Below are 18335 nucleotides of genomic sequence, written 5' to 3'. Positions count from 1 at the left end.
AGAATTAAGGATATATGATGAGTGGTGTAGAGAATAATTATCAAGAAATTCGTGATGCTATCCGTGACTTGATGGCTCAGTTCCCCGCTGAATACTTTCGTAAAATCGATGAAGAAAAAGCCTATCCTGAAGATTTTGTCAATGCACTAACTCATGCGGGTTGGCTAGCTGCTCTTATTCCTGAAGAATATGGTGGCTCTGGTTTAAGTCTTACCGAAGCTACTGTTATTATGGAAGAAATCAATCGTCAGGGAGGCAATTCAGGGGCTTGCCATGGACAAATGTACAATATGGGTACTTTACTACGTCATGGTTCAGAAAAACAAAAACAACTTTACCTACCTAGAATTGCTACTGGTGAATTACGCTTACAATCCATGGCAGTTACTGAACCAACAACAGGAACTGATACTACTAAGCTAAAAACCACTGCTGTCAAAAAAGATGGTCGCTATGTTGTGAATGGTCAAAAAGTATGGATTTCACGTATTCAGCATAGTGATTTAATGATTCTATTAGCACGTACAACACCACTTGATAAAGTGACTAAAAAATCCGAAGGAATGTCAATTTTTATCGTTGATATTGCCGATGCAATGAAAAATGGTATGCGTGTACAGCCAATTCCTAATATGGTTAATCATGAAACTAATGAACTATTTTTTGACAATCTAGAAATACCAGAAGAGAACCTAATTGGTGAGGAAGGTAAAGGCTTTAAGTATATTTTAGATGGTCTGAATGCTGAACGTACACTTATTGCCGCAGAATGTATTGGTGATGGTTATTGGTTTATTGATAAAGTTTCAGCTTATGTAAAAGAACGCATTGTATTCGGTCGTCCTATTGGGCAAAACCAAGGCGTACAATTTCCTATTGCCAAAGCATTTATCAATATTGAAGCGGCAAGTTTGATGCGTTACGAAGCAAGTAAGCGTTTTGACGCCCATTTACCGATGGGAGCACAAGCAAATATGGCAAAACTTCTTGCCTCAGAAGCCTCTTGGGAAGCCGCTAACGCTTGTCTGCAATTCCACGGTGGTTTTGGCTTTGCCAATGAATATGACGTAGAAAGAAAATTCAGAGAAACTCGCCTATATCAAGTTGCTCCTATATCTACTAACTTGATTTATTCTTATGTGGCTGAACATATTCTAGGTCTTCCTCGCAGTTTCTAGGAGCAATAATGTCAACAGAATCTATTAACCATCAAGTTGCCAAATTTGCGTCTGAACTCTCTTTTGAGCAAATACCTGATAATGTTATTTTACGCTGTGAAGAGCTACTGCTAGATACTCTAGGATCAATTTATGCAGGCTCAACAGAACGACCTGTAAAAACAATTTTAGCTTTCGCTCAATCACAAGGTCCATTGCAAGGTTCAGCACAATTATTACCTCATGCAGGAACATCTAGTCCATACTTTGCGGCTATGGTAAATGCAGCTGCCTCACATATGGTAGAGCAAGACGATTTACATAATAGCTCAGTATTTCATCCTGCTTGTGTCGTATTTCCCCCTGCACTTGCGATTGCTCAGAGCATAGGGGCTAGTGGCAAAGAATTTCTAACTGCTTGTGTTGTTGGCTATGAGATAGGAATTCGAGTAGGTGAGTTTTTGGGGCGTAGCCATTATAAGATTTTCCATACAACAGCAACGGCAGGAACAATCGCTGCAGCGGCAACTGTGGGCAATCTTCTTAAACTCACACCGAATCAAATGCTACATGCTCTAGGCTCTGCTGGTACGCAAGCTGCTGGTTTATGGGAATTCCTACTCACAGCGGCTGACTCAAAACAATTGCATACGGCCAAAGCGGCTGCAAACGGATTAATGGCTGCCATGCTAGCTAAAGATGGATTTACAGGCGCAGAAGCTATTTTTGATGGTAAACAAGGTATGGGGGTTGCCTTTAGTGAATCACCCGCCTACGATAAATTAAATAATCAGCTGGGTACCCGTTGGGCATTACTTGAGACATCTTTTAAATATCATGCATCATGCCGCCATACCCATCCTGCTGCAGATGCTCTACTTTCTCTCATTACAAAGCATGACATAGCTATTGAGGATATCGTCCAAGTTACCGCCCATGTCCATCAAGCCGCTATTGATGTTTTAGGAGCCGTTAATGTCCCAACAACTGTACATCAATCAAAATTCTCAATGGGGACAGTACTAGGTATTGTGGCATATAAGAAGTTTGCTGGTTTAACTGAATTTGATGAAGCGCTTAATGATCCTAACATTCACGCCTTTAGAGAAAAAGTTCACATGGTTCTGGATAAACAAATTGATGATGCCTATCCTAATAAGTGGCTAGGCAAAGTTACCGTGACTTTGAATAATGGCAAGACACTCAGTGAGTTTATTGAAGATCCTAAAGGAGATCCGGGTAATACCCTTTCTCGCCCTGAAATTGAAGCTAAAGTGACCCGATTAATGCAATATCGTGGTGTTGCCACTGTAGAGGAAATACAAAAAGTTATCCAGTGGGTATGGGAATTACAAACGAATGAACATATAAATTCATTATTGTAATTAAGCCTTATCTATCAAAAGTCTAACTCATCTTGGCTTGTACTAAGTGAGTTAGACTGCGGTAACTCCTCTTGTTTAAGCAATTGTGCCTTGATTGCACGTAATTTACGAATACGACAAGCTTTTAACACATCTTGTTTTTGCCCATTACTAAGCTTCTGCCAATATAATCTTTCATCTCTTGTCCTGAAACATCCCATACAATATCCTTTAGCATTTGCTTGGCAAACACCAACACAAGGACTAGGAATTTCAAAAAACTCAAGCTGTTCCATGGCTGTCTTCAAGTAGTTAGCGAACAATTTTACTACGCACAATATCGTAACAGAGGTTAAATAAATAGGTATATGGCAAATAGAATAATATTAATCCTATATCTAAAACAATAGCTTCCCAAGCACCAATTCCCAAATACCAACAGATAAATGGAATCGTCATCATAAATAGTGTAGTTTCAAATCCTACTGCATGCACAATGCGCACTTTTGTCGTTTTCGTAAAATGGTTCTTTTTTAAGTACCAGTCAAATAAGGCGTTATAGCCCATATTAAGCAATAACGCCATGATGGCAATCACAACAGTTACCACTCCCATAGACATCATTTCGTGATCAGATAACCATGCTGCCAATGGAGTTGATATACCTATTCCTAGTACTTCAAAAAGAAAAGCATAAAAAAACCGCTCTAAAACGCTTTTACGATAAACCGTATTTGTATTACTCATAGGTTATCACAATATAGCGCTAAGGTCGTACCAAGGTATTTTTTCCGAATAAGCTTTCCACTAGCTCAACAGCAATATTCGCTGTTAAATTTCGAACATCTAATGCGGGGTTTAACTCAACGATATCTAATGATGCCATACGTCCTGTATCAGCAATCATCTCCATACATAGTTGTGCTTCTCGGTAGTTAGGACCTCCTCGCACTGTTGTACCCACACCAGGAGCAATTTCAGGATCTAAAAAATCCACATCAAAACTAACATGCAAGTGTACGTTATCATTCAGATCTGTTAACGCTTTTTCCATCGTTTGGCGCATACCAACCTCATCGATATAGCGCATATCAAAAACATTAATTCCCGCCTGATGAATAAATTGTTTTTCACCCTCATCTACACTGCGGATACCAATCTGATAAATATTTTTTGCTGCTAATGCAGGTACCTGACCTGACATTTCAACTAATTCTTTGGGACCATGTCCAAACAAGCAAGCAACTGGCATACCATGCATATTGCCTGAAGGAGTAATCTCTGCTGTATTAAAGTCTGTATGTGCATCTAACCAAATGATACGGAGTTCTTTCCCCTGTTCACGACAATAACGAGCTACTGCACTAATAGAGCCTGCACCTAGACAATGGTCGCCTCCCAACATAATCGGTAAGTGACCTCTTTTTAGTTCAGTATAAATAGCATCATGTGCTAACTGATTCCATTGGATAACTTCATTTAAATGACGATAACCATCTTTAGGGGTTGTAAAAGGATTCGCTGGGCCGTGAAGATTCCCCATATCATGAACCTCCAACCCCATACCCTCTAGCATTTGCGTAATTCCTGCCACACGTAAAGCTTCTGGCCCCATACTTGAACCACGATGTCCCGCTCCAACATCCGTTGGTACACCAATTAAACTAATTTTATTGTTCATAATCTCTATCTATAACTGTATGTAATATTCAAAAAGCAATTAGACTAAATAAATCAACATGCTAACTTATTATATTGAATGAAAATTACGTATATTGTGACATAGGCATAGATTTTTGTCTTTTACAAAATGTCAATTAATGCCAATCATCTTAATGATTAAATAGCAAATGAAATATATTATTTCATTAAAAAAGCAAACCTCTTTGTAGTATAGGGGCTTTCCAGAATATTAGTAAATTTCTATTGTTTAAATTTTGACATGCCGTCTCATATAGACGGCATGCCGAAAACACTACAAATTAACCTCTGTGCTCTTCTATTTTTTTAATTTTGACATGCCGTCTCATATAGACGGCATGCCGAAAACACTACAAATTAACCTCTGTGCTCTTCTATTTTTTTAATTTTGACATGCCGTCTCATATAGACGGCATGCCGAAAACACTAATACAAAACACGGGTCTTAATTGTGCCGTCAATTTCTTTTAGCTGTTCAAGAAGGTTGGCTTTTGTGTTTTTCTCAACATCAATGACCACATAGCCAATCTGAGCATTAGTCTGCAAATATTGACCCACAATATTCACACCATCTTGAGTGAATACTTTGTTAAGACTAGTTAATACACCGGGCTTATTCACGTGGATATGCATATAACGGCTTGCTCCCTTGTTCTCTGGTAGTGATACTTCTGGGAAATTGACAGCAGACAATGTTGATCCATTATCTGAGTAACGCGCAATTTTACTCGCCACTTCGATACCAATATTGCCTTGTGCCTCTACAGTCGAACCACCGATATGTGGGGTCAATATCACATTATCAAATTTACGTAATGGTGATACAAATTCTTCCTGATTAGACTTAGGCTCTACAGGGAAAACGTCAAGCGCAGCCCCATTTAACTTACCCGCTTCTAAAGCTGCTGCCAGTGCATCAATATCAACGACTGTCCCTCTTGATGCGTTGATGAGAATTGCATTTTGCTTCATTTGACCAATACGTTCAGCACTCATTAAATTTTTGGTGCTGTCATCTTCTGGCACATGTAGCGTAACAACATCACTTTTAGCGAGCAACTCACTTAAGTTCGACACAGGACGAGCATTACCTAGAGGAAGTTTTGTTTCGATATCATAAAAAATAACATCCATTCCTAAGGCTTCGGCTAACACACTTACTTGAGTACCTATGTGCCCATAACCAATGATGCCTAATGTTTTGCCACGAACTTCATGGCTACCATCAGCCGATTTTTTCCATTCACCTCGGTGAACTTGAGCATTAGCCTCAGGAATTTTGCGCATAAGTAAAATCATTTCGCCTAATACCAATTCAGCTACTGAACGGGTATTAGAGAATGGCGCGTTAAATACAGGAATACCTCTTTTAGCGGCAGCATCTAAATCCACTTGGTTAGTACCAATGCAAAAACAGAAAATACCGATTAACTTTTTAGCCTGTTCTAAAATCTCGTCTGTTAAATTAGTACGGGAACGAATACCTACAAAGTGAGCCTCACTAATTGCATCAATGAGTGCTTGCCCTTCTAAGGCTTTCTTATGAAAATCAATATTGGTATAACCATTTGCTGCTAACACATCTAGTGCATTAGGATGTACACCTTCAAGCAATACAATTTTAATTTTGCTTTTATCAAGAGAGAGTTTTTCCATTCTAAGAACCTACATTACGGTGAGAAAATCAAAACCTAAAGAAACTATCATATCAGGTTACGTCAAAGATATATATATTTAGAACTTTCAAAAGAAACTTTTTTACCTATTATTCGATAAAGAAACTATTGTTCCTTCTGCCAATATGGTTGCAAAAACTTCATTCCATCTAACAAAGCACGATACATAACAGTTCCGTGATTTTCACCCTCATAGCGCTCTAACTGAACAGTAACTCCTTGATTTCCCAAATAATGTGCAAATTTTTCAAGATTACCCCACATATCCCGCTGTTGCCGTCTAGTGTCAGCAGTTTCTTTAGGAATTTCTAATTCACCTAAACTCAATCTGATATGCCTATCACTAAGCATTTGACTTGAAAAAAAATCAAACACGCGTTTATCGTCCCACCAGAGAGATGGGCTAGAAATAACAGCATATTTAAACAAATTTGATTTTCCTAAAAGATTGTAGCTAGCAAAAAGTCCACCAAACGAGTGTCCAAAAATAGCTTGCTCTTTAATATTAATCTTGGTCTGTTTTGCTAAAAAAGGCAATAAATCATTGCTTATAAACAGAGTAAACTTATCTGCTCCCCCATAATCAATATCCGCACGATTATCTCTAGTAGGTGGCGTATAATCTAGCGCTCTCTTTTTTAAGTCTAATAATTCTTCCCTCCCATAACCAATCCCTACAATCATCACTGGTGCATTCTTTTTTGCCACTTTATTCACCATAAACGTATGAGCAGCAACACTCGCTACAGGAAAAGTCATATCTCCATCTAGTAGATAAAGCACAGGATAACCTTCTTTAGGCATGTCTCCTATCGTCATCCATTGGATTCGATATGGGTGCGGAGTCTCAGATGTATATAAAATAGTTTCTTTCGTATGTAGTAATTGTGCCAGCTGTATATCTGAAGCCATCGCGATAGTTCTCATAAAACTTAATAAGAAAAAACTTCCTAAATAAAATAATTTCTTTATATTCATCATCTTCTAAAATATGCTGCTGAGCCTAAGCCCAGCATTAACCTTAATAAATCTACGATAAATTATTAGAACTGGTAACGTACGCTAGCATAAATGCTTCTATCCTTACTGGGGATATTAAAAGTATTGGTACTACCTACACGTATATATGCATGCCGGTTAAATACATTATCTACATTAAGCTGTACTTTTAGTTGAGGTGTAAAACGATACGACACCATAGCATCAAATAAGGTATATCCTCCAGCACTGATATCTTGAGAAGACTTAATCTTACTCATAGCATTCACACCAGCACCCACAGTCAACTTATCAGTAATATCATATGTTGTCCATAAATTTGCACTGTGTCGGGGCATCAAAAAAATAGCCACATCAGACTTTGTTGGTATGACTAATGAGGTATCTAAGTAGCTATACCCTGCATGAATACGCCATTTATCAGTGATATTACCACTCACCTCTGCTTCAAATCCTTGCATCACCCGTTTTCCTAAAGCTACTGAAGACGATCTTGAATCACCCGGAATGATGGGTGCAGCTGCATTCACATCACGTAAGCGATAAACAGATAAACGCATATTTAATTTATCATCAAAAAGACTCCCCTTATAACCACCTTCTATTTGTGTTCCTTGACGTGCTTTTAAGATACGCCCCTCTGCATCCGTATCTGATTGAGGGGTATATAAACTTGAATAACTGATATATAAGCTATGGTTAGGGACAATATCAAATACTGCTCCTGCATAACCCGTGAAGTTTGTTTTGCTCGCTTTTGCTTGTGTTAAACCATCACCCGCCTTAATTTCATAGTGACCTAAACGACCTCCTACAATTAATGACAGTTGGTCAATTGGACGTAGCACTAACTTACCATAAATACCTTTCTCGGTTAGCTCCTCTCGAGTTTGTGTAAGTGCATAACCGCTAGTACCTAGACGTGCATTTTTCATGATATCTACATAAGAGATTGTATTAAATTGTCGATAATCTACCATGCCTAAGTTAGTTACTCGTGCTTGATCATAGTCATAATCAAAATGGTTATAATCCACCCCTACAACAAGATCATTTTTTGTATTTCCCAACTTAAATGGCCGACTATAACTCGCATCAAATGCCAAAGATTTCTGTTTAATATCTGTACCCAGTCCTGTTGCTCTTACTTTATTTGCTGCGTTAATCCCTGTACCCGCAAAAATATAATTAGAATCTGCTTGGCGATCTGAGTAACGCATACCTATGTTTAGATGTGCATCATCAGCAAAGTAATGCTTTAAATCAGCAAAAACATCATGGCTTTGCATAGAAAATTTGTTCCAATCGGCCCCAATAAAAGCTGACTCTGGCAAACTTAATAAGCGATTATCTGCAATAAAAGCAGGGAGACCATTATTTGGTGTTAATTCTCGTTGTTGATAAAGATAACCAAGACCTACTGTTGTTTGAGGCGTTAAATCCCAATCCAATGCTGCATACAATGTTTCGTGATGATTATTTTGTTTCGCTGGCTTAGGAGATTCTCCATTTGTTTGTGCAATTAAACGACCACGTAACGTGCCTGATGTGTTGAGCGATCCAGAAATATCTCCATCTAGATTGTATCTTTTAGCTGTACCAAAGCCTGCACCTAAACTGCCTTGAAAGTCTTGTGTTGGACGTTTACGCACAAAATTTACAATCCCACCCATTTCACCACTACTATCGAAAAGCCCACTAGGCCCTCGCATAATTTCAACTCTATCAAAGGCAATAAGATTGGGTAATGTCCCTACAATACTCTGCATTTGAGCGGGTAACCCATCAATATTATATTCACTATACTCATAGCCTCGAGCATATACTGAAGAGCGTCCATCATCATTAGCAAGGACTCGTAATCCTGGCGTTTTTGCAGCCAACTGATCAAATGTCTTTACCTCTCTATCCTGAATCTGTTGATTAGTAATGATACTGATGGATTGTGGAATTTCACGCACCAATGCGGGACTCTTTGTACCTACTGTAGAAGCGAATGAACTATAATCACGTGTTTTTTCAGTAACAATGGCATTATAAATTCGTTCATTCACCGCATACACAGTATCCAATGTCGTCACATCTGCTTTCTCTTGTGCATACGCTGTCGTAGAAAAGAGCATTGTAAGTAACAACACTTCTTTTTTTAACTTAAATTGTTTCATCTCTAAATCCTCACCTATAAATAACATCAAAGCAAAATTTGTATTTCTTCAAAATTTGCTTGGTTAATGAGTATTTTAGAGTTAAAATAATTTTTAAATAGAAATGATTCTTATTTAAATATGACATTCTTTATTGATTTTCTGACAGTCTCAATTTTCAATGCAAATAGAACAGCTAAATAGCGAGCAATTTATTCAACTCGTCCATAACAATCAATCAGAAGAGTGGGTAGAAGGTAATTATTCTTTTAGCCCATTGAGGAGTGGTATTCATATCCATGGAGGAACCTTATATGCACGAAAAAATATGCGCAGTAGCCAACTCGTAGATAGCTATATTAACTTCATTATCCTGCTTGAAGGAACATTACGCTTCAGTATTAATCAAGACAATTACACAATTCCTGCGAACAACGGCTCTATCGTTATGGTTTCCATTCAAGAAGAAAGCCTATTTAGCCGTCATTTAATTGAAGGGGACTATTGCCAAAAAGTTGCTATTAAAGGCATTGAAAAATGGCTATATGATTATTATCCAGGAAAAAATTACCCTACAATTTTTGAAGATACCGTACGTATATGGCAAATGGATGAGACTATCAGAACATTAAGTAAACAATTTTTGGCATTACCTGAGAACAGCATTTATGGTCAATTATGCCAAGAGGCAAATGCGCTACAATTACTTGCCTCCTTATGGCAAATTTTTGAATCTCAAATAAAAAATACTTCTCATAAAAATACACTTATCAATCCTGCTAAGAGCTTTATTCAGCAAATCAATCAAGTATTCACTCCAAATATTCAAGTCAGTGATTTAGCCACACGATTAAATATCAGTGAACGTACTTTGCAGCGACGAGTTAAAGCACATTTTGGTTTATGTATTAGCGAATGGTTAAAACATAAAAAAATGAAATATGCACTACATGCTCTTAAGCACTCAAATCTTAGTATTGGAGAAATCTCTTACGCATGTGGTTATAAGCATGTTTCAAATTTCACACAGGCATTCAAACAATATTTTCACTATACGCCAACTGAAGTGAAATATTAAATCATGTGCTCCGTTATAAATAATGCATTACCATCTTATGACCATTGACCTCAACAACAGGCGCCTTTACACCAAATAAATTATTTAAATTATCTTCTGTTAATAATGCAGCTGGTGCACCTTGCAATAAAACCTCACCATTTTTCATGCCAATCATATAATCAGCATAAGCAGAAGCATAATTCACGTCATGCAATACCATAACGATAGTTCGTTGGTAATCATCGGCAATTTGTCTTAATTGCTTCATTAACTGCTTCGAATGATACATGTCTAAATTATTTAGAGGCTCATCTAAAAGCAAATAATCAGTTGTTTGACAAAATACCATTGCCACCATCACTCGTTGGCGTTGTCCACCTGACAGGTCAGTAATAAACCGCTCTCTTAACGCATCCAACTGAAACTGTTTGAGCGTCGACTCAACAATTTCATAGTCTTCGACTTTTGGGTGCCCTTGATGATAAGGATAACGTCCAAACATTAGCATTTTTTCAACAGTAATACGACTCGCTATGACATTATCTTGTCGCAAAATAGCAATAAGTTTAGCCATGTCTCTATTGGGGGTATGACTAATATCCATTCCATCAATAGTGATTTGTCCCTGTTGGATAGTTTCTAAACGAGCGATATGAGAAAACAACGTCGATTTACCAGCACCATTAGAGCCAACCAATGCGGTAATCCCTCCTTTAGGTATTTGTACAGAAATATTATGCAAAATATTTACGCCATCTACAGCATAGGATAAATTTTTTATATCAATCATAACGCTTTTCTTTTTAACAAGAAGATAATGAATACTATCCCACCAAGGAATTCAATAACAATGCTTAATACACCTTTAAAACCAATCACATGCTCAAAAATAACTTGACCCAATATCAAACTAATCGCCCCAATTAAAAATGAAGCAGGAATCAATATTCGATGTTCATAAGTTCTAAACACAGCATAAGTAATACCTGACACAAGCAATCCAAAGAACGTTACGGGACCAACCAATGCCGTTGAAATTGACACCAAAATAGCGATTAAACATAAGACTAGCATTAATGTTTTACGGTAATTTACCCCTAGGTTAATCGCTTGCTCACGTCCTAAAGAAATTACATCTAAGACATGCTGTAAGCGCCATATTACCAAACTGACTAACAATACAATTACACTACTTGGTAATAATAAAGCCGTCTTAATTACATTAAATTGTGCAAAACTAACACTTTGGACAACAGAAAACTCTTCAGGGTCAATCATGCGCTGTAAAAAACTATTAGTACTCCTGAACAATACCCCTAAGATCACACCTGTCAACACCAAACGATATAAGTCTTTTTGTGAAGAAGAAAATAATGATGAAAACAATAAAAAAGCAACTATTAACATCAACACTACTTCAAGGGAAAACTTAGTATACGCGCCCAATGTGGCATAACCTATACCTCCCAATAAAAATACTAGACCTGTTTGTATCAACACATAAATAGAATCAAACCCCATGATATAAGGCGTTAAGATCTGATTCGCTGTCAAGGTTTGAAATAATATTGTAGACACAGAAATAGCGTACGCTACTACTAATAAAGCAATTAATTTTTCTCCTCTAAATGACAAGACAAAGCTCCATTGCCCATTGGCATTAACTGTCATAAAGAGAATGATAGATATCACTAAGCCTATGCCCAGCAAGAATAATTTATTTTTTTGCATGCTTACTTGGTTTTACATAGAGTAGATATAGAAAAATTACTGATCCCACAATACCAATAATAGTACCAACAGGAATTTCATAAGGATAGTTGACAATACGGCTCATAATGTCACAAGCCAATACTAAATTTGCCCCAAAAATCATAATCCAAGGTAACGTCTTACGAACATCATCCCCCATGAGACGACTCACGATATTAGGCACTACCAAACCAATAAAGGGAATACCACCAATGGTGACAACAACAATTGCTGCTATCAATGCAATAATTATCAGTCCAATTCTAGTAATTTGTTGATAATTTAATCCTAAATTAATACTGATATCTTTACCTAAACCAGCGATAGTAAATTGATTGGCATAAAAGAAAGAGATACAACAAAGTACCCCTGTCAGCCACAATAATTCATAGCGCCCAGCGAGCACACTAGCAAAATCACCGATAAGCCAAGCAACTAAGGTTTGCATCATATCTGCTTCGTAGGCAATGAATAAGCCCACCGCCCCAATAATTCCACTATAGATAATCCCAGTTAATGGAATCAATAAAGTCGCCGTAGGTGGTAATCGTTTTACTATCAACATAAAACCAATTAAACCAATGATGGATAAACCACTAGCAACTATCATTCTTATCACAATACTACTTTCTGGAAAAAGTAAAGTAACTAATAATAGACCTAGAGCAGCAGATTCTGTTGTGCCTGTCATACTGGGCTCAACAAAACGATTTCTCATTAGCATTTGCATAATAAGACCTGCATTGGCCACCGCCATACCTACCAATACAATAGCCAATGTACGTGGTAAGCGACTATTGAGAAAGACTTGCATAGCATCAGTATCACTCAATAAATTATTTATTGAGACATTACTAACGCCAACAAAAAGACTAATAACAAAGAGTAGGCATAATAAGCCTACTCCCAAAAAACGCCACACCATAGACTAGTTAATTACTTATTTATAGTCGCTTCTCTTAATAATTTAAGTTCAAGCATCATTTGTTGATAGCCACCAGATGCAAGGTACGATGAACTATCTAAGTAAATTACATGATTATTTTTAAATGCGGCAACATCTTTTAATAAAGCGTTTTCTAGTACAACTTTTGCACTATCCCCTTTACCATTTGTTGCTGTCGTTCTATCCATCACGATTAACCAGTCAGGATTTTTTTCTTTAATAAACTCAAATGAAACAGGATTACCATGACGACCTTCAGATTTTTTCTCATCTAAAGGAATAAATCCCAAATCACTAAATAAATATCCAAAACGAGAACCCTCTGAATAAGAAGATACTTTTTGTCCATTGACTAATATCATCAACGCTTTTTTGCCTTGAGTTAATTGCTTAGTTTTCTCTAGTTCTTCATCTAAATTTTTATTTAACTCTGCTGCTTTGTCTTCTTTAGCAAATAACTTACCATATTCAGTTAAAACCTCTTTTGTCCGACTGATATTGTATACAACACCTTTAGGATTACTCATATCAACAACAGGAACTACCTTTTGAATTTCTTCATATTTAGGTGACATACGACCACCAATAAAAGCAGCTTCTGGTTTTAATGCATTTAGCTTCTCTAAATCTGGCTCAAATAATGTACCTACTTTTGTTGATTGTTTATAAACATCTTGTAAATAACTTACCCCAACTGCATCAGATGTTCCTTTTGGTGTTATGCCTAAAGCAGTAATACTATCTAATGCACCTACATCATATACTGCTATGTTATCGCTTAATGGCTTATCAAATTTAACGTTACCATGTGCTGTTTGGACTTCTACCGCTTGCACACTAATCGCCGCCAACCCCATTACAGTAGCGGCAACTGTTCTAAAAAATAATGCTTTCATTACTAACAATCCATCACTAATTAACTAATTAAAATCTCAATAAATAAAAATAGAAATGAGAATATTTCTTATTATAAGATGTAAAATTTTATAATTCTAGTAATAAAAAAGACTTCGCAAAAATATCTACACTTTTTTGTCTAATAATGTCACTTATCAGTCGTACAGACATAAATACTTTACTTAAGCAGATTAAATTGAGCCGTACTATGCATCATATCTTTCATAAAGGGATTATTAAGAATAAAAAATAATGCTTCATGAATAGCCATATACTCTATCCACGTATAAGCAGAAAAAATAACTACTCTTTGTCACAACTACCTATAGTGCAACAATCGGCACATTGTGTAATAATAATAAGTGGAAATTAAGTTCCTAATTACTAATATCTAGCCTCGACGGTTGATAACCTATTCAAGCAACAAAAACTAGTTTAAAAACAATCTTTTAACTATTCTAATATAAAGCTTCAACTATAAAAGTTTATATTTAAACTTTTAACTATAACTTAAAAAATATTTTTATCTATAAAAAGGAGACAGCTATGGAAACTCAATTTAAGAGAAAATTTTTACTTGGTAGTTTGGCAATTACCTTGGCTTTTGGTACGCCTATTACGCTTTATGCCAAAGTACCCCCTTCCATGACCCAAACCCAAGTTGCAGCGGAACGTTATGATAGCAGTAAAGATATTTTCCATCCCATCTATGGTGTCCACGGTATGGTAGCCTCAGAGCAAGAACTCGCCTCTCAAGCCGGTGTTGAAATGCTTAAAAAGGGAGGTAATGCTGTGGATGCTGCCGTTGCTATGGGATTTGCATTAGCGGTTGTTTTACCTAATGCTGGCAATATTGGGGGTGGTGGCTTTATGGTTGTACACGATGCTAAATCTCATCAAAATATGACTATTGACTTCAGAGAAATGGCTCCCTCAAAGGCCACAAAAGATATGTATTTAGATGAAAAAGGTAATGTCATTGATGGTAAGTCTTTATATACCCATTTTGCCGTAGGAGTGCCTGGTACTGTTGCGGGCATGGAGTTAGCTTTAAAAAAATGGGGTAGTTTGTCTTTAGAAGAAGTTATCGCTCCTGCAATTAAATTAGCAGAAGATGGGTTTATTGTCAGCCAAACTTTAGCCGACACATTAAAAACAGAAAAAGATAATCTAGGCAAATGGGATAGTACTAAGAAAATTTTTTTTAATGGTGAGAATCCCATTTCCGCTGGTGAGCGATTGATCCAACAAGACTTAGCAAACTCTTTAAAATTGATTGCTAAAAATGGATCTAAAGTATTTTATGAGGGTGAAATTGCCGAAAAAATTGTCGCTGAAATGAGCAAGCATAAAGGGTTAATCACCCTAGAAGATATGAAAAACTATAAGGCAGTAGAGCGTAAACCAATTGAGGGGGAGTATCGTGGCTACAAAATAGTCACTATGCCACCTCCCAGCTCAGGAGGAGTACATTTAGTTCAAATTTTAAATATGCTGGAAAATTATCCTCTAGCAGAATATGGATCAAATAGTGCAAAAACTATTCACTATTTAGCAGAGACAATGAAATTAGCTTATGCTGATCGTTCTGAATATCTAGGTGATCCTGATTTTGTCAAAGTCCCTGTTAAAGGCTTAACCTCAAAAGACTACGCCAAAGAATTAATCCAGCATATTAATGAGAATAAAGCTCGTGTCGCCGCTGAAATTAAGCCCGGTAAACCACAGGCCTATGAAAGCGATCAAACTACACACTATTCTGTCATGGATAATAATGGTAATGCGGTAGCTGTGACCTATACCCTAAATCTGAATTTTGGCAGTGGTATTGTTGCTGAAGGAACAGGGATTTTGTTAAATAATGAAATGGATGATTTCTCTGCCAAACCTGGCGTCGCAAATGCATTTGGTTTAATTGGTGGTGATGCTAATGCTGTTGAAGCTAAAAAACGCCCCCTATCATCTATGACCCCAACTATAGTCTTAAAAGAAGATAAGCCTTGGTTAGTTACTGGCAGTCCTGGTGGTGCACGAATTATTACTACTGTACTACAGAGTATCTTAAATACGATTGACCACGGCATGAATCCAGCAGAAGCCATTATAACCTCTCGCGTTCATCACCAATGGTTACCTGATGAGTTACGTATCGAAGAAGGTATCAGTCCTGATACATTAGCTATTTTGGCAAGTAAAGGACATAAAATAAGCCTCAAAGCCCCAATGGGACGCATCCAAATTATTCAAGCTAGAGACGGTGGATTTTATGGCTATTCCGACCCACGTAATCCTGATGGAAAAACACTAGGTTATTAAAATAATTGTTGTAAGTTGAAATTAAAAGGGTATTTTTAATATCCTCCATCTCACTTTGTAAGCGTCCGGTGAACTCCGATTGACTTCCGTTTTTAAACGTTCAATGCCCCGATTTTGTCGGGGCATTGTGTTAATTCTTGGTGTCGTTTGGCGCTTGCCAACGATGAGGCAGAAGCTCAGTAATGTCCTTCGCTTTCTGTGTCGGCAATCGTTCCAACACATCCTTAAGGTAAGCATAAGGGTCATGGCCATTGAGCTTAGCCGATTGAATTAACGACATCACCGCAGCCGCACGTCGACCCGCTTTCTCTGAACCTACAAAGAGCCAATTCTTGCGACCAATCGCGAGTGGACGTATCAAATTCTCTACCGCATTATTATCCATCGGCAGTTGAGCGTCTTCCAAGAGGCGCGTCAAGGCAAGCCAATTGTTCAGGCTGTAACGAATGGCTTTGGCGATCGCCGAGTTCGGCGGCACCAGCTCAAACTGACTACGCAACCACCTTTCTAATTGCTTAAGTGCCGGCTCCATGTGGCGTTGTCGATGGGCTAATCGCTCCGGTGGACTTAAGTTCCTGGCCTCGGCCTCGTAGTGATAAAGTCGTTGGATTTGTTGTAAGGCCTGTTCAGCCACTGAGCTGCCGTTGGCTTGGTAAATATCGTGGAATTTGCGACGCGCATGCGCCCAACATCCCCCCTCAATCACTTGCTCATCGGCAAAGAGGGCTTTATAACCGGCGTAATCATCACACATCAGACTACCGCGCCAATCGCCTAAGAATTCGCGGGCATGAGCGCCTGAGCGACCTGGCTTAAAGTCATAAATCACCGCTTTCATCTGCTCATAAGCACCCGGGGCATAGACCCAGAAATAACCACGTTGCGTTTTGCCCTTTTTATGGTGCATGTAAGTGATGGGGGTCTCATCGGCATGCAATACCGAATGCGAGAGCACCTCTTGGCGTAAAGCATCAACGAGCGGTTGTAACTGTGCGCCACAGGTGCCTACCCAATCCGCCAGCGTAGAACGGGCAATGCGTACACCGCTGCGCTCAAAGATGGCTTCTTGACGGTGCAACGGCAGATGGTCAGCATACTTCATGATCAGTACTGTCGCCAGCAGTCCGGTCGTTGCCAACCCCTTATCAATGATGTGAGGAGGTACCGGCGCTTGATTGAGGGTCTTGCAACAATCACACACGTATTTCGGACGAATGTGATTCTCCACGCTAAAAGTACCGGGCACATAATCCAGTTTCTGACTCACATCATCCCCAAGATGACGCATCTCAGCACCACAACCACAGGTCGTGCTTTCCAACGTATAATGAATATCCACCGAGGGCAATTCCGCCGGCAAACGCATACGAGACGGTGTGCGAGGTGTGTGCTCTTGACCACTCATGGACGTTAATTGCTGACCGATGTTGTCTAACATCGTTTCTAGCTCAGCCAAATCCTCATGGGCGTCATCTTCAAAAAGTTTCGCTTGTAGGTCAGGGAGCTGTTCGCTACGTTTAGCAAAGTTGATACGTCTTAAGATCGCCAACTCCATCTTCACTTGTTCGTAAGCGCTCAGAACACGACGATAGGCCAGATCCTTTTCTTCCACCTGTGCTGCTTTTTTTACAATCAATGCGTCTTGTTGAGCAATTAAGGCTTGTTGTTGCAGCACGAGTTCGCGCAACTGCTCAGCAGTTAACTGGGATAAATCAGAGGAAAGAAAAGCAAAAGAATTCGGCATAAGACGTAGTATGCCTTATGCCGATAAAAGAAGCGATCCCGAGAATACCTAATTGACAAGATCGCCCCATTTAGTTCACGATCAAACTAACAATAACGATAGATACCGGCTTCACCTAAACGATGCCAAGGCAGCCCCAAGGCTAAGGCCTGCAGTTGTTCTGCTGACAGCGCCGGATTCATCCGTGAGCCTGCACCGTGAAAGCGTCCTTCATGTAGTCGACGAACACATAGCCACGACCCCATCGCATCGTGCATGAGTAATTTAAGAAGCGTGTGCGTGCGATTCATAAACACATAGGCTTCGTGAGGTGCCACCTGACCAAAGCGCTGAATTGCCTTAGTGCGCAAGGTATCCATCCCCGCTCGTAAATCTGTCGCCTCACTCACCAGGATGATTTTATCTAGTGCCAGTAGGCTAGACGCTTGCTCTTGAATTCCCACTCGTTGGGCGGTCTCAATACGCATTAAAGACGGCATTGATTTCTCCTAACATACACAAAACCATAGTGTCGCGCAATTTAGCAGGAATGAATACATGTGTTCACCGGACGCTTACCGCTTACCTTACGAATCATTG

At 38.6% G+C, this 18335-nt stretch carries 16 protein-coding genes; 4 read left to right on the top strand and 12 right to left on the bottom strand.

All coding sequences use genetic code 11. From position 1 onward, the window contains the following. The first annotated feature begins 17 nt into the window (after window positions 1-17). Together BQ4443_RS11985 and BQ4443_RS11980 are read left to right on the top strand one after the other, a co-directional pair. Entirely contained in the window at window positions 18-1178 is a 1161-nt protein-coding gene (locus tag BQ4443_RS11985) for an acyl-CoA dehydrogenase family protein (protein WP_071059263.1), read from the top strand. A gap of 8 nt (window positions 1179-1186) precedes the next feature. Further along, window positions 1187-2542 carry an MmgE/PrpD family protein gene (locus BQ4443_RS11980; RefSeq protein WP_071059260.1) on the top strand — a complete coding sequence of 452 codons (1356 nt, stop codon included), beginning with the start codon at window positions 1187-1189 and terminating at the stop codon, window positions 2540-2542. 14 nt (window positions 2543-2556) lie between these two features. Here the strand turns inward: BQ4443_RS11980 and BQ4443_RS11975 are convergent, their stop codons facing one another. The 6 genes from BQ4443_RS11975 to BQ4443_RS11950 form a co-directional block, all read right to left on the bottom strand. Then, window positions 2557-2817, bottom strand: a complete 261-nt coding sequence (locus tag BQ4443_RS11975; RefSeq protein WP_071059258.1) for a DUF1289 domain-containing protein — start codon at window positions 2815-2817, stop codon at window positions 2557-2559. Window positions 2818-2833: 16 nt separating this feature from the next. After that, a complete protein-coding gene (locus BQ4443_RS11970) occupies window positions 2834-3268 on the bottom strand; it encodes a PACE efflux transporter (RefSeq protein WP_023951755.1) in 435 nt (144 codons plus the stop codon). Between the two features lie 19 nt (window positions 3269-3287). Continuing rightward, the gene (gene rocF, locus BQ4443_RS11965) at window positions 3288-4202 is read right to left on the bottom strand and encodes an arginase (protein WP_071059256.1); all 915 of its coding nucleotides are present in this window, start codon (window positions 4200-4202) and stop codon (window positions 3288-3290) included. 446 nt (window positions 4203-4648) lie between these two features. Next, window positions 4649-5878 carry a phosphoglycerate dehydrogenase gene (gene serA, locus BQ4443_RS11960; RefSeq protein WP_023951759.1) on the bottom strand — a complete coding sequence of 410 codons (1230 nt, stop codon included), beginning with the start codon at window positions 5876-5878 and terminating at the stop codon, window positions 4649-4651. Between the two features lie 125 nt (window positions 5879-6003). Beyond that, window positions 6004-6810 (bottom strand): alpha/beta hydrolase, encoded by an 807-nt coding sequence (locus BQ4443_RS11955; protein ID WP_071059254.1) that lies wholly within the window; start codon window positions 6808-6810, stop codon window positions 6004-6006. Between the two features lie 131 nt (window positions 6811-6941). Further along, window positions 6942-9062 carry a TonB-dependent siderophore receptor gene (locus BQ4443_RS11950; protein WP_023951761.1) on the bottom strand — a complete coding sequence of 707 codons (2121 nt, stop codon included), beginning with the start codon at window positions 9060-9062 and terminating at the stop codon, window positions 6942-6944. A gap of 160 nt (window positions 9063-9222) precedes the next feature. On the opposite strand from BQ4443_RS11950, the gene BQ4443_RS11945 reads away from it, so the two are divergent. Continuing rightward, on the top strand, window positions 9223-10119 hold the full coding sequence (locus BQ4443_RS11945) for a helix-turn-helix domain-containing protein (RefSeq protein WP_023951763.1): 897 nt from the start codon (window positions 9223-9225) through the stop codon (window positions 10117-10119). A 13-nt stretch (window positions 10120-10132) separates the two neighbouring features. Here the strand turns inward: BQ4443_RS11945 and BQ4443_RS11940 are convergent, their stop codons facing one another. From BQ4443_RS11940 to BQ4443_RS11925, 4 genes are read right to left on the bottom strand one after another with little or no spacing between them, the layout of a single operon-like run. Next, window positions 10133-10891: an iron ABC transporter ATP-binding protein gene (locus BQ4443_RS11940; protein WP_023951765.1), complete on the bottom strand. Its 759-nt coding sequence runs from the start codon at window positions 10889-10891 to the stop codon at window positions 10133-10135. Further along, window positions 10888-11832: an iron chelate uptake ABC transporter family permease subunit gene (locus BQ4443_RS11935; RefSeq protein WP_023951767.1), complete on the bottom strand. Its 945-nt coding sequence runs from the start codon at window positions 11830-11832 to the stop codon at window positions 10888-10890. The genes BQ4443_RS11940 and BQ4443_RS11935 overlap by 4 nt, the downstream gene beginning before the upstream one ends. Next, a complete protein-coding gene (locus tag BQ4443_RS11930) occupies window positions 11819-12778 on the bottom strand; it encodes an ABC transporter permease (protein WP_023951769.1) in 960 nt (319 codons plus the stop codon). Before BQ4443_RS11930 ends, BQ4443_RS11935 begins: the two co-directional genes overlap by 14 nt. A gap of 11 nt (window positions 12779-12789) precedes the next feature. Beyond that, a complete protein-coding gene (locus tag BQ4443_RS11925; protein ID WP_071059252.1) occupies window positions 12790-13695 on the bottom strand; it encodes a siderophore ABC transporter substrate-binding protein in 906 nt (301 codons plus the stop codon). A gap of 547 nt (window positions 13696-14242) precedes the next feature. Here BQ4443_RS11925 and ggt point away from each other — a divergent pair. Then, a complete protein-coding gene (ggt, locus tag BQ4443_RS11920; protein ID WP_071059250.1) occupies window positions 14243-16012 on the top strand; it encodes a gamma-glutamyltransferase in 1770 nt (589 codons plus the stop codon). Between the two features lie 130 nt (window positions 16013-16142). On the opposite strand, the gene BQ4443_RS11915 is transcribed toward ggt, so the two are convergent. Beyond that, a complete protein-coding gene (locus tag BQ4443_RS11915) occupies window positions 16143-17756 on the bottom strand; it encodes an IS66 family transposase (RefSeq protein ID WP_143000618.1) in 1614 nt (537 codons plus the stop codon). Window positions 17757-17842: 86 nt separating this feature from the next. Then, window positions 17843-18235, bottom strand: coding sequence for an IS66 family insertion sequence element accessory protein TnpB (gene tnpB, locus BQ4443_RS11910; protein WP_083331814.1), 393 nt, complete (start codon window positions 18233-18235; stop codon window positions 17843-17845). Between the last annotated feature and the right edge of the window lie 100 nt (window positions 18236-18335).

The organism is Pelistega sp. MC2 (genome assembly GCF_900099475.1).
Lineage (GTDB): Bacteria > Pseudomonadota > Gammaproteobacteria > Burkholderiales > Burkholderiaceae_B > Taylorella > Taylorella indica.
Note: the sequence above shows the minus strand (reverse complement) of the source record. Positions and strands in the feature narration are given on the sequence as shown.